This window comes from Streptococcus ruminicola, from assembly GCF_011387195.1.
Taxonomy (GTDB): Bacteria; Bacillota; Bacilli; order Lactobacillales; family Streptococcaceae; genus Streptococcus; species Streptococcus ruminicola.
The window spans coordinates 998,940-1,012,046 of sequence record NZ_CP046919.1 but is presented as its reverse complement, the minus strand read 5'-3'; the positions used below and the strand labels follow the sequence as shown (position 1 = coordinate 1,012,046).

At 39.3% G+C, this 13,107-nt stretch carries 11 protein-coding genes; 2 read left to right on the top strand and 9 right to left on the bottom strand.

Translation table 11 applies throughout. The annotated features are described in order from the left end of the window. Positions 1-24 precede the first annotated feature (24 nt). From secE to pbp2a, 3 genes are all read right to left on the bottom strand, one after another. A complete protein-coding gene (gene secE, locus GPZ88_RS05275) occupies positions 25-201 on the bottom strand; it encodes a preprotein translocase subunit SecE (protein ID WP_020916021.1) in 177 nt (58 codons plus the stop codon). 64 nt (positions 202-265) lie between these two features. After that, positions 266-418 (bottom strand): 50S ribosomal protein L33, encoded by a 153-nt coding sequence (gene rpmG / locus GPZ88_RS05270; RefSeq protein WP_003067827.1) that lies wholly within the window; start codon positions 416-418, stop codon positions 266-268. 51 nt (positions 419-469) lie between these two features. Then, entirely contained in the window at positions 470-2,779 is a 2,310-nt protein-coding gene (gene pbp2a / locus GPZ88_RS05265) for a penicillin-binding protein PBP2A (protein ID WP_166043637.1), read from the bottom strand. 175 nt (positions 2,780-2,954) lie between these two features. On the opposite strand from pbp2a, the gene GPZ88_RS05260 reads away from it, so the two are divergent. After that, positions 2,955-3,158, top strand: coding sequence for a hypothetical protein (locus GPZ88_RS05260; protein ID WP_020916015.1), 204 nt, complete (start codon positions 2,955-2,957; stop codon positions 3,156-3,158). 54 nt (positions 3,159-3,212) lie between these two features. Beyond that, entirely contained in the window at positions 3,213-4,073 is an 861-nt protein-coding gene (locus tag GPZ88_RS05255; RefSeq protein WP_166043635.1) for an RluA family pseudouridine synthase, read from the top strand. A 118-nt stretch (positions 4,074-4,191) separates the two neighbouring features. Here GPZ88_RS05255 and GPZ88_RS05250 read toward each other — a convergent pair whose 3' ends face one another. The 6 genes from GPZ88_RS05250 to GPZ88_RS05225 all read right to left on the bottom strand — a co-directional run bounded on the left by GPZ88_RS05250 (position 4,192) and on the right by GPZ88_RS05225 (position 12,813). Continuing rightward, the gene (locus GPZ88_RS05250) at positions 4,192-5,808 is read right to left on the bottom strand and encodes a zinc ribbon domain-containing protein (RefSeq protein ID WP_166043634.1); all 1,617 of its coding nucleotides are present in this window, start codon (positions 5,806-5,808) and stop codon (positions 4,192-4,194) included. A 1,103-nt stretch (positions 5,809-6,911) separates the two neighbouring features. Further along, entirely contained in the window at positions 6,912-7,787 is an 876-nt protein-coding gene (locus tag GPZ88_RS05245; protein ID WP_166043631.1) for a helix-turn-helix domain-containing protein, read from the bottom strand. A gap of 136 nt (positions 7,788-7,923) precedes the next feature. Beyond that, positions 7,924-9,552, bottom strand: coding sequence for a chaperonin GroEL (gene groL, locus GPZ88_RS05240; protein WP_166043629.1), 1,629 nt, complete (start codon positions 9,550-9,552; stop codon positions 7,924-7,926). A 50-nt stretch (positions 9,553-9,602) separates the two neighbouring features. Beyond that, positions 9,603-9,887, bottom strand: coding sequence for a co-chaperone GroES (groES, locus tag GPZ88_RS05235; RefSeq protein WP_166043627.1), 285 nt, complete (start codon positions 9,885-9,887; stop codon positions 9,603-9,605). A 152-nt stretch (positions 9,888-10,039) separates the two neighbouring features. Further along, a complete protein-coding gene (locus GPZ88_RS05230; RefSeq protein WP_166043625.1) occupies positions 10,040-10,843 on the bottom strand; it encodes an ABC transporter ATP-binding protein in 804 nt (267 codons plus the stop codon). Continuing rightward, positions 10,843-12,813, bottom strand: coding sequence for an ABC transporter substrate binding protein (locus GPZ88_RS05225; protein ID WP_166043623.1), 1,971 nt, complete (start codon positions 12,811-12,813; stop codon positions 10,843-10,845). Before GPZ88_RS05225 ends, GPZ88_RS05230 begins: the two co-directional genes overlap by 1 nt. Between the last annotated feature and the right edge of the window lie 294 nt (positions 12,814-13,107).

The following is a 13,107-nucleotide window of genomic DNA, read 5'->3' as shown; positions in this document are numbered from 1 at the left end:
GCTGGGCAAAACCCAGCTTATGTCTTAGAATCGATTTAACAAATCCATCACTCCCAGTGAGAGCAATTTATCGAAAATGAAAATAACAATGGTAAAGAATGCTGTATATTCAAGTACAGAGATATAATCTTTCCAACGTTGTTTACGATCTGGCCAAGTTGTTTCACTTAAAATCGTAAAAACTCCCTTAATGAATGCCACAGGCGACTCCTCCTTATTCTATCATCTCGCTCATTACTCTAAAGCTGAGAATGACCGCTACAAATTATCGTGTTTCTTTGTGTAGCGTGTATTTTTTACAATGTTTACAATATTTATTAACTTCTAGTCGTACAGGTTTGGGGTTGCTACTAACTCCGATAGAGTAGTTACGGCTTCCACATTCTGTACAAGCTAAACTTGCTTTTTTCTGTGCCATAATTCCTCCGAGACCTTATTTTATCATGTTTTTTCCTACTTGGCAAGTGACTTAGTTAGTCTGCTTGTTGAACCAACTTGAGAAGTTATCCCAAGCATCTTTAACCGCACGGCCAATCTTATCTCCGGCATCTTGAGCTGATTCTTGAACCTTATCAAGGATGTTATCAGAGCTTGATGATTGGCTTGTGGCTGTTTGACCATTAGCGCTGTAAACCAAGTCGTAACCATTTTGGCTATAAGCATTTTCAACGGTAAATTCTGTTCCTGCAGTGTATGGCAAAATGCTGCTGGCTACTGCGCTAAAGATTGTCGACGCTGTACCAGAACTTGCATCAGTCAGGTAGTGATTTTCATCTGTCGAATCATAACCAATCCACTGTGCGATAACCACGTCTGGCGTATAACCGATAACCCACTGGTCACTGGTCAAATCAGCATTGAAGTTAGCTTCCACTGTCCCAGTCTTACCTGCGATTGTGTAACCATAAGCATTGGCGTTGACCGCAGAACCGTTTGAGAAAGTTCCAAGCATCATGCTGGTCATTTTGTTAGCTACAGATTGGCTAATCACGCGCTTGGTTGAGGGCTTGAATTCTGCAATAACATCACCGCTGGCATTTTCAATTTTCGTAATCAAATGTCCTTTAGGCATCACGCCGCCATTAGCAAAGGTTGCGTAAGCTTGAGCCATTTCAAGTGGGTTGGTTGTAACACCACCACCAAGGGCAACACCCAATTCTTCCTTAACATTCTTCATGTTAAGACCAAATTTTTGACCGTAGCTCATTCCCTTGCTAACACCGATTTTATGAAGCAAGTAAACCGCTGGGATGTTGTATGAATTTGCCAAAGCTTGATACATTGGAAGGTCCGCTGTTTCAATACCAGCGTAGTTCGTTGGTGAATAGCCATCATAATCCCTAGGTGTATTTGGTAAATCAGTCGTAATGGCATAACCTGAAGCAACAGCTGGTGAGTAAACCACTAGAGGTTTAATGGTTGAACCAGGGCTTCGTGAGGCTTGTGTCGCGTAGTTAAAGCTACGGAAAGTTGCTGAACTTGGGCTGACACGTCCGACCAAACCACGAACCGCACCAGTTGACGGATCCATGGCAACACTAGCTCCTTGGGCTGTTTGACCGTCATAATCAGACACTGGGAAATAAGCCGTGTTATCAAAAACAGCCTGCATATTTGCTTGATAGTTTTGGTCTAATTCTGTGTAAATCTTATAGCCGTTGTTGACGATATCATTTTCAGACAAGCCGTATTTTTTCTCAGCTTCTTGGATAACCGCATCAAAGTATGAACCATATTGGTAATCATCAGAATTTCCAGTATAGGTATCATTCAATTCATCAGCGATATTCACTTGCTTAGCTTGGTCAGCTTCAGCTTGCGTGATTTTGCCAGCATCAACCATAACACCTAGAACTGTGTTACGGCGGTTCGTCGCATTTTCCACAGAATAATAAGGATTATAAATCTCAGGACCTTTCAGCATACCAGCTAAGATGGCTGATTGTTCAACAGTCAGATTGGCAGCATCCGTTCCGAAATACTTGCGGCTGGCATCTTGGACACCCCAGACCGAATTTCCAAAATAAGCATTGTTCAAATACATGGTCAAGATATCATCTTTACTGTATTTTTTGGTCAATTCAATCGCTAAGAAGAATTCTTTAGCTTTACGAGTGACCGTTTGTTCTTGGCTTAGATAAGCATTTTTAGCCAATTGTTGCGTGATGGTTGACCCACCACCAAAACGTCCCATGGTGAACAAAGCTAAGAAGAAACGAGAGTAATTAATACCACCATTTTTGTAAAATGAACGGTCTTCTGTTGCAATTACCGCATTTTTCATGTTATCGCTAATAGCGTTTAACTCAACGTAAGTCCCTTTTTGCCCTGAAAGCGAACCAACTTGATTGTCATCTTTATCATAAATAACAGTTGTCGCCTTCAATGCGTCCTGCAAATCCGAGACATTGGTTGATTTGGCAACGGCAAAAAGGTAAGAGCCAATGGCTAAAACACCAATACCAACCAAAATGAGTAAGATTTTTCCAACTCGGTAACGACGCCAGAAACGTCTAATAGGATTCTTAGGCGACGGCATAAAACGCGAAAGCTTTTGCAACCAAGCTGGCTGCTTCTTTGCTTTTTCGTGATACCCTTTACTACGTTGGTAGGTTGGAGCTGCCTGCTCCTCAGTCTTTTCAGTTTCAAAGTCACTTAAGTCATCAGCCAGATAATCATTATCACTTTCCTGACTGGTGTGATTCTTGAAAGGTACTTCTTCTTTTTCTGATTTGAAAAAAGAAAGAAGCTTTTCTTTAATCATTTTAAATTTTGTCATAACCACATTATAACAGTTCTTTTGAAAAACGTCAGATGAAAAGGGATTTCATCTTGATTACAACGTTTTCATCTCTTTTGTGGTAAAATAAAAGTATCAATAAAAACGCTCACAACTTATCTGGTTGTCACTCTTGTCCACGATACTCGTTTTGAGTATTAGAAAGGATTTTACCATGAACAAAGGATTCGAAGCATTCAAAAAAACATTGTCACACGATAGTTTAAAAGCTGTTTACGATGAAACAAAAATCGAAGTTTCAGAAAGTGAAGCCGAAGGCACTGAAGCTTACTCAATGGCTGTCGCAACTCAAATGGCAGTTAACCTTTTGGAAAAATACCACGATTGGCTACACGAAAACGAAGCTAAAGACAAGTAAATCTAGGCGCGCCATAAGGTGCGTTTTTTTGCGCACTCATGCTATAATAGAGCTATGACTTTAACATATACGCTTAAAAATCCTTATCCAGATAGCACAGTTAAGGAACTATTAGAAGAGCATTTACTGATTCCGCGAAAAATTCGCCATTTTTTACGCACCAAAAAACACTTACTGATTAACGGGGAAAATATCAACTGGCAGAGCTTGGTCAAAACAGGCGACACTATCCAGCTAACTTTTGATGACGACGATTACCCACAAAAAACGATTCCATTTGGTGACAGCAAGTTAGTTGATTGTCTTTACCAAGATGAGCATCTCATCATTGTCAACAAACCTGAAGGCATGAAGACACACGGCAACGAGCCAAATGAAATTGCTCTACTCAACCATGTGTCAGCCTATGTCGGAAAAACATGCTACGTCATCCACCGTTTAGATATGGAAACTAGCGGAGCAGTTATGTTTGCTAAAAATCCTTTTGTTCTGCCAGTCCTCAATCGTCTGCTTGAAAACAAAGACATTTCACGTGAATATTGGGCACTAGTTCAAGGAAAATTTGAACCTAAACACCAAGTCTTTCAAGATAAAATCGGACGTGACCGTCATGACCGCAGAAAACGTGTCGTTGACCGCAAAAATGGTCAAATTGCCTTAACCATCGTTGACCGTCTCAAAGTCTTTCCAAAAGGAAGCTTGGTCAAATGTCGTCTAAAAACGGGACGCACGCACCAAATCCGCGTCCATCTGTCAGCACACGGATATGCCATCATCGGTGACCCATTATACAGCAAAATTCCTGCTAAACGTCTCATGCTCCACGCGCATAAACTCAGCTTCACACACCCATTTACTCTTGAAAAAATCAGTGTTGAAGCCAAGTCAAAAACATTTGAAGCAGGATTACATTAAGAGGTTGGGACAAAAGTCACCAACCTCTTTATTTATGCAATTATAATAAGCAAAACGGAGTGATTACGTGGGTTCTAATGCGTTGATAAATCAACTTTTACACCCCTACTCCCTTTTCTTATTTTTTACTCAAAGTGCTACCAAGCATTGGCTTACTGTAATCAAAATCAGCATCTTTATTTGCTTGCCATACCACTAGAGTAAGCTTGTTACCGTCGACTTTAATACCGAAAGTATATTTAACACCAACGCCGCCAAGACCACTAACTGTAAAGACGCTTGTATCAGCATCGTCCCCGTAAAGGTAATGATAGACATTATTTCCTTTGTCTTCAATACCCGTAACCTTGGTTTGTTTCTTATTATTTTTAGTCGTTTGAGTGATTGTTCCATCAGCCTCAAAGGTAAATGACGTATCACTCTTATCGTCGACTTTCCATGTGCCAAGCATAGCTTCTGGGAAGAGCGACTCTCCTTTGACTTGATTGTCTTCATTTGTCACTGTGATACTCTTTTGACCTGAATTAGCGACAACATAAGTCGCGCCAGCTTTCTTCAAGGTTACTTTACCTTCTAAGTTTTGGATGACTTCACCTGATGTTTGCTTTTCAGTATCTGTCGATTTATCGTAGTGGAAATCATAAGTTGCTGTAAATCCTGCCACATAAGTTTCCTTGCCGACTTGAGATAGACTGGTCAAAGTGATATTTGGTACTGTTAGACTTGTCGCCTTGCGACTATCAGTTTGCATCTTAGCCTTGATACTTTCTTTCAAGCCTTTGTAAAAGTCATTATTACCGCCGTCTTCAAAAACCGTAGATACCGTTGATGAGTCTTGCCCAGCGTTCAAATACAAGATCATTTGGTCAAAAGCTGATATCAAGACTTTTCCAGCTGTTTCATTATCCAAAAGATTATCGACATTCAAAGCAACTGTATCCCCATCAGCTATACTTGCTAGAGCTTGTTTTTGTGATTTCAAATCACCATCTGAAAATTTCTTCTTCACGTAAGCTTTAGCTGAATCTGTCAACGGGTAATCACTAACCTCGTACTCACCATTTTCCAAAGTGCCTACGCGTGTGTTATCAAAATAAAGCTCACCATCAACTAAGTTACTTGTGACTTTAAAGTTTTTAAAAGTCACCGATAAATCAAGAACCTTGTCCTTGCCATCGTAATCTTTACTTAACTCGATTGGTTTGCCATTATATTTTCCAGAAATACTTGCCGTGTAATCAGCGATTGGCAAGCGTTCAAGCTTGACGCTGTAATCAGTTGAATCACTAAGCGCAACTTTCTTTTTATTGAGCAAAATGTCGACCTTATCAACATTCGTCTTAATAGTCAAATCCAAAGGTTTCAAAGCGATACGATAATTTGGGAAAATCAAAAACTTACGACCGATTTTTTTGACGTAAATATCATCAGAAACGTCCGCTTTTGTTAAATCCCTACTTAGCTTGTCAGCTTTTGATTTTGATAACTTGGTAAATGTCGCATACTTGGCTTCATCAGTTGTAACCTTTTCATTGTTATCAGCCCAAACGATATAACCTTTGATATTGTCAAAAGTATCCCCAGATTTTTGGTAAGCTGCTACGTAATCTCGAATGACTTGTTTTTTAGAGTAGTGAAAACTTCCCCAAACCACAAAGACCAAGAGTAGCACTCCCACAATCACACTAGGAATCCAGACTTTCTTACGTTTTAGCGTGTGTTTAAACTTTTTCATCTTTAGTCTCCCTATTCCATCAAATCTTAAGTCATTATTATACCAAAAACTTTTTAAGCTACCATTACAGAAAAATCACACCATATGACACCTAAAAAAGGCGGCTCAAAAAGCCACCCTTGTCATTCAAAAGTCATCTTTGTTATCCACAATAACAAGATAAATCGCACCTAAAACAGCACCTGCAACACCTAACCAAAACATCATAAGCCTACTCCCTTCATACAGTAAGCATATATAAAACTAAACCAACATTTCTTACCTTTAGTATACTACAGACAGGTCTTTTTTACGATTATTTTATAACTTTACCAAAGAGAAAAGCAAACCTTACCAAATCAAAAAGGTTTGCTTTCTCCTAAGTTTTTTAGTGTAGCTGTCAGTCTTTTCAGAAAGTTATACAGTCAAGCTGCACCAGCATATTTTCAGCTGCCCCCAACTGAAAATACGATGTCAAAAGTAAATCAGTTTACAAGAATGCCTAGCTGAGTTATCAGTCGTTTTTTGGTGTGAACAATCACCTAGCTAAAACACTCTCAATAAACCTATCTCATGTCATACCTCTCGGAAATGTACTAATTTTTGTAATTGAACGCATAATACTACTAATACTACAGACGGTGTCGCTCAATAAGAAAAAAGATATGACTTATACATCTCAATCCAAAGATTCAGATGCCATGATTAGCATATTGCTAACTCTCCTGGATAAAAACCCATCCCTTTAGAGCAATACTTCCCATCACACATGACTCCCAAAAATCAAAAGCTCCCAAACAATTGATTTATTCACATGTAAAAACATCTTGCCTAACCAAGACTAATATTGCTCTGTAAGTACTTCTTCAAATACTTACGAGTATAATATACCACGGAAAAAAGCACTTATTAGAAATTCGCAAATATGAAAATTCAATTTTTGTTTTTTCATATATGATAATCTTAAGTTTTCCCTGTTTTTTACGATACAATAAGGACATAGGAGGTCATTATAATGCTCAAAAATTTATTTTTGCTGGCTACAGTTCTTCTGAGCCTTCGAATTTGGCCTTTTTAATCCAAAGTTTGTTCTCTCTAATAATAGAGGCTAGGAAGTTGACAGCCTAGCCTTTTTTATATTGTTTTAAATATTGTTCCAAATGTTCCTCTAAGAGCTTAGCCATTGTAGGATTTCCTAATTTTTTAACCATTTCAATACACTCTCTCATCGGTTGAACATCATCAGTCTCACCTTTCAAATAAGCCAAGGTATCTTTTAAAAAGGTTAAAAATACTACGGTAAACATGTCTTGATAATTAATCATGCTTTCTAGCCTAATCATAAAATAAGTCGTGTAGTAAAGCTGATTACGCTCAATCAAAGCTAAGATAATATTAATAAAGGTCAACTGCGCAGCTTTTTTATGTTGAGGAAGTGACAGATAAAATTCATTGCGTTCAGCAAGCGCTCTTCCTAAGAAAATCAAATCAGCATCAGATAAAATCGACATGGTGTTTCCAAAAAGATAAAGTTCATACTCTGTCCATTGTTCGATGCTATAGAGATATTGCGTCAAAAATTGCTTATCATCTTCTTTAATCTCATAACTTGGATCAAGGGCATAAATAGCACTGACAATATCAATCCTCGTCAAACGATTATAGGTATCAAAATTTTCGTCAGCTTCAAAATTTTTCAGCACCTCTTTAAGGCCTTCAATATCACCAGCCACTTGTAAATTAGCCAACTGGTTTCCAAGTCTAAAATAAGAACTTTCTTGATAATGATTCAGGGCGTGTCCAAATTCTGAAAAGCTCATGTGAATCGCTGAAATCGCCACTAAAAGTTTGTCTGCTGTAAGCATGCTTTGCCCATTTTCAAACTTTGATAACTGCGAAACTGACAACTTCTGACCAGCAACATCTTTTAACTTTAAGCCCCGCGCCATACGTAATTCACGATATAGCTCGCCTAAGCTCATCATTTCTTTTTCATCCATGATAACACACCCCTCTTTCTAAAAAATTGCTTTTTTTAATTATATCAAATTCTTTTTAGATAAATAAATCACATAATCAACAAAAAGAACACCTCGCTTGAGGTGTTCTTTCTAATTAATCTATTCGAATTTTGGATTAGAATCCGCCCATCATTGATGGATCCATGCCAGGAGCTGCTGGTGTGCTTGTAGCAGGTTCTGGATGGTTAGCTACAACTGCTTCTGTTGTAAGAATAAGGCTTGCGACTGAAGCAGCATTTTGAAGAGCTGAACGGGTTACTTTAACTGGGTCAATAATACCAGCTTCAACCATGTTCACCCATTCACCGTTAGCAGCGTTGAATCCTGTACCAACTTCTGAGTTTTTCAAACGTTCAATAATAACTGAACCTTCGTAACCAGCGTTGAAGGCAATTTGACGAACGGGTTCTTCAAGAGCGCGAAGAACGATGTTACGACCTGTAGCTTCATCACCGTCAAGTTCAAGTTCAGCAACTTTAGAAATAACGTTAACAAGGGCAGTACCACCACCAGCAACGATACCTTCTTCAACAGCGGCACGTGTCGCGTTAAGGGCATCTTCAATACGCAATTTCATTTCTTTAAGAGCTGTTTCTGTAGCAGCACCAACTTTGATAACTGCAACACCACCAGCTAATTTAGCCAAACGTTCTTGAAGTTTTTCGCGGTCAAATTCTGATGTTGTTGAAACAAGTTGTGATTTAATCACGTTGACACGGTTAGCGATAGCATCTGCATCACCAGCACCTTCAACGATAACTGTGCTGTCTTTATCAACAGTTACTTTAGCTGCTTGACCAAGAGCTGCCATGTTAGCATCTTTCAACTCAAGACCAAGATCTTCTGTAATCACTGTAGCACCAGTCAAAATAGCGATATCTTCAAGCATTGCTTTACGACGATCACCAAATCCTGGAGCTTTAACAGCTACAACGTTGAATGTACCACGGATTTTGTTAAGAACAAGTGTTGGAAGAGCTTCACCATCAACGTCATCAGCGATGATAAGAAGTGGACGGCTTGTTTTAAGCACTTCTTCAAGAAGTGGCAAGATATCTTGAATGTTTGAGATTTTCTTGTCTGTAATCAAGATGTATGGATTTTCAAGATCAGCAACCATTTTTTCATTGTCAGTAACCATGTATTGTGAAAGGTATCCACGGTCAAATTGCATACCTTCGACAACATCAAGTTCTGTTTCCATACCACGTGATTCTTCGATTGTGATAACACCATCGTTACCAACTTTTTCCATGGCTTCTGAGATGTATTCACCAACTTTTTCAGAACGTGATGAAACGGCTGCGACTTGGGCAATAGCTTCTTTGTTAGCAACTGGTTGAGCGATTGATTTCAATTCGTCAACAGCTACTTTAACAGCTGCTTCAATACCACGACGAATACCGATTGGGTTAGCACCAGCAGTCACGTTTTTAAGACCTTCACGAACAATAGCTTGTGTCAATACTGTGGCAGTTGTTGTACCGTCACCAGCGATGTCATTTGTTTTTGAGGCAACTTCTGAAACAAGTTTAGCACCCATGTTTTCAAAGTGGTCTTCTAGTTCGATTTCTTTGGCAATTGTCACACCATCATTTGTAATAAGTGGTGAACCAAATGATTTTTCAAGAACAACGTTACGACCTTTAGGGCCTAAGGTTACTTTAACTGTATCTGCTAAAATATCTACCCCACGCATCATACTTGCGCGTGCATCTGATGAAAATTTAATATCTTTTGCCATATCTATTCCTCTGTTTGATTTCTATTAATATACTATTTTATTAGTCTATCTTACGCCAATACGGCTAAAATTTCTGCTTCACGAACGATAGTAACTGTATCGTCACCATCTTTCACTTCGACACCTGCACCAGTTTCAATAATAACTTTCTCTCCAGCTGCAACACTTGGTGCGACCAATTCACCTGTCAATGTACGGGCACCAGTACCAACAGCTACAACAGTTGCCGTTTGTGTGCTTTCTTTGCCTGCGCCAGCAAGGACAAAACCACCAACTGTTTGTTCTTTTTCTTCTTCAACTTTCAAGACCACACGGTCACCTAATGGTTTCAACATGCTTTTGCCTCCAATATTTTTATTGTTGTTAGCACTCTTTGCATTAGAGTGCTAATGTCTACAAAAACTATTCTAACACTTGGTCAGAAATAGTCAAGAAAAAAACACTAAAAAACAACTTAGACGCTAAGTCATCTAAGTTGTTTTTCTTATTACCCCAAAACCAAAGCGTCATCGTTTAGGACTTGACCACTGTTTTTGTGGAAGAGATCCATGAGTTGTGCGACGGTGAGATTTTTCTTTTCTTCGCCACGAACGTCCACAACGATTTTACCGTGGTAAAGCATAACCAAACGGTTACCGTACTCAATAGCGTGTTCCATATTGTGGGTAATCATCAAGGTTGTGAGTTCTTGCTCTTCAACAACTTTTTTAGTCAGTTGCATGACCATGTCACTTGTTTTAGGGTCAAGGGCCGCAGTATGTTCGTCAAGAAGAAGAACTTTTGGACGAACCAAGGTTGCCATGGCAAGTGTGAGCGCTTGGCGTTGACCACCTGATAGGAAAGCTGCATCGGTTTTCATACGGTTTTCTAGTCCCAATCCTAGCTCAGCCAATTTCTCTTTGAAAAGTTGACGTTCTGCCTCAGTGATTGATTTTTTGAAGAAGCTGCGCTTTTTCCCACGACGATAAGCAATGGCCATATTTTCTTCAATCGTTAAGTTAGTTGCTGTTCCCATCCGAGGGTCTTGAAAAACTCGGCTGATATCTTTTGAACGTGCAGCAACTGAAGCCTTGCGAATGGATTGACCATCTAGGACAATATCTCCTTCGTCAATCTCAACCACACCTGCGATAGAGTTCATCAATGTTGATTTCCCAGCACCATTTCCTCCAATCACTGAGATAAAATCCCCTTGTTCGATGTCCAAGTCAAGGCCTCGCAAGACATGATTTTCGTTAACGGTTCCTTTTTCAAAAGTTTTATGGATATTTGATAAGCTTAAAAGTGCCATTATGCCTTACCTCCTGATGTCAATGTTTTTGAGGGTTTAATGTGTAGTTTATTGCGAATTTCTGGAACATAAAGAATCAATGCAAGAAGGACTGCTGAAGCTAGTTTAAGCATTTGTGCGTCTACGTTCATGGCTAAGATAATGACAAGAACCAAACGGTACAAGATTGAGCCAAGAACGATTGACCAGAGACGTTTGCCAAGTGGCAAGTATTTGACAATCACTTCTGCAAGAATAATAGAAGCCAGACCGTTGACGATTGTTCCTGTTCCCATGTTCATATCAGCGTAGCCGTTATTTTGCGCTAAGAGTGAACCAGCAAGAGCAATCAAACCATTTGAAATCATGTAACCTAGAATCTTCATACGGTCAACTTTAATCCCGTTAGCTTCACCCATAGCAAGGTTATCACCTGTCGCACGAAGAGCGAGTCCCATTTGTGTATTCAACAAGACGACAAGTAGTAAAATCACCAAAGCCACAAAGATCACACCAATCAAAATCACAGCATATAGTTTTGAAAGATTGAGCGCTGATGTGAAGACTGTGACTAAAGTCGTTTGACCCGCTAGGGAAACATTAGCACTACCAAGGACTAAAAGGTTAACTGAGTAAAGAGCTGTCAACACGATAATCCCTGTTAACAATGCTGGAATTTTCATCTTGGTATGCAAGAATCCAGCAACGGCTCCAGCTAACATCCCAGCCACAAAACCACCAATAGTCGCAATCAACGGGTTAATGCCGTTAACAATCATGATAGCTGTTGAAGCTGCCCCAAGTGGGAATGAACCTTCGGCAGAAAGGTCTGCGATGTCCAAAATACGGAAAGTAATAAACACACCGATAGCCATGATAGCCCACAAGAGACCTTGTGAAATAGCTGTTAAAATGATATCAATCCAAGCATTTGAGCTTGATTTAGCAGATTTGCTTGATTGGTTAGCAGCAGATTTCTCTTGACTGCCAGTTGATGCACTTGTCTTTGTTGTCTCCTCAGAAGAAGCTTCTGTCGTTTCATTTTCAATGCTACTTAAATCAATGCCAAGCGTTTTTGCCATATCATCATTAGCAACAACATTGAGAGCTTTAGGATATTCTGCAGCAACCTTACTTACATCTTCACCTTTAATAATACGAACAGCTAACTTAGCCGTTTGACGACCAAGCGCCTCGTAATTGGCACCGTAAGTGAAAAGGACGCCTTGGTCAACTACGTCTGCAGAGCCACCAACAACTGGAACTTTCATTTCTTTTGATAGTTCTGTAAGTAATGAAATGGCGCTGACAATCATATTATCTGTTGGGATGAAAAGAACTTGTGTCTGACTCATCAAGCTTTTAGCTGTATCTTGAACATCATTAGTTGATGAAATCCCTTTGGTAATGACATCAATGCCTGCTTTAGCAAATTCTTTTTGCGCTTCTTCAACTTGAACTTCTGAATTACGTTCATTAGTTGTGTACATAATCCCAACTTTTTTCACATCAGGCATAACTTTTTGCAACAATTCTACCTGTTTTGAGATAGGAGACATATCGCTCGTTCCAGTCGCAATGCCGTTAGGAGTTTCCATGGTATCTACTAGTTTAGCTGATACAGGATCTGTAACAGCTGTAAAGACTACTGGAACATCTGTTGATAGATTTGACAAAGTCTGCGCTGCTGGAGTGGCAATCCCTAGAACCAAATCATTGTTAGAAATCAAGTTAGTTGAAATGGTTTGAAGGTTAGACTGGTCACCTTGAGCATTTTCATAATCTAACTTAAGATTCTTACCTTCGACATAACCTTCTTTTTTCAATTCATCCACAAAGCCTTTACGCGCAGCCGTTAAAGATGGATGCTCCACATATTGGAGAATGCCAAGATGGACAACATCTTTGCTTGCATTTTTGTTTGACGAACACCCTGCTAAGGTGAGGGCAGCTAACATAACTGCCATCAAAGCCGTTAAACCTTTTTTCATAATTTACCTTCCTCTACTTTTTACTTACTTGCCTAAAGCACGTGCTAGACAAGTTAACCTAATATCACCATTAGGGATTTCCCCTAAATCAATCACAACAAAAACCAGCTAGTTCAAAAAACTAACTGGTTTTACGCGTATGCAAAAAAAGTAGAAATACTTAATAGCCAGTTAGATTTTTGAGTATCTAATCGGCTTTTTCAAAACAGGCAAAATGCTTTAGCTTCATAGATACAAACGCAGGTGACGTTTGCATCCATGATGGCTACAAACGTCTATCTAAAGAAACTAAAG

Excerpts from the sequence above, each read along its gene's own strand:
- rpmG (WP_003067827.1), bottom strand. The coding sequence starts at position 418 with ATGGCACAGAAAAAAGCAAGTTTAGCTTGTACAGAATGTGGAAGCCGT.
- pbp2a (WP_166043637.1), bottom strand. The coding sequence starts at position 2,779 with ATGACAAAATTTAAAATGATTAAAGAAAAGCTTCTTTCTTTTTTCAAA.
- GPZ88_RS05260 (WP_020916015.1), top strand. The coding sequence starts at position 2,955 with ATGAACAAAGGATTCGAAGCATTCAAAAAAACATTGTCACACGATAGT.
- GPZ88_RS05255 (WP_166043635.1), top strand. The coding sequence starts at position 3,213 with ATGACTTTAACATATACGCTTAAAAATCCTTATCCAGATAGCACAGTT.
- GPZ88_RS05250 (WP_166043634.1), bottom strand. The coding sequence starts at position 5,808 with ATGAAAAAGTTTAAACACACGCTAAAACGTAAGAAAGTCTGGATTCCT.
- GPZ88_RS05245 (WP_166043631.1), bottom strand. The coding sequence starts at position 7,787 with ATGGATGAAAAAGAAATGATGAGCTTAGGCGAGCTATATCGTGAATTA.
- groL (WP_166043629.1), bottom strand. The coding sequence starts at position 9,552 with ATGGCAAAAGATATTAAATTTTCATCAGATGCACGCGCAAGTATGATG.
- groES (WP_166043627.1), bottom strand. The coding sequence starts at position 9,887 with ATGTTGAAACCATTAGGTGACCGTGTGGTCTTGAAAGTTGAAGAAGAA.
- GPZ88_RS05230 (WP_166043625.1), bottom strand. The coding sequence starts at position 10,843 with ATGGCACTTTTAAGCTTATCAAATATCCATAAAACTTTTGAAAAAGGA.
- GPZ88_RS05225 (WP_166043623.1), bottom strand. The coding sequence starts at position 12,813 with ATGAAAAAAGGTTTAACGGCTTTGATGGCAGTTATGTTAGCTGCCCTC.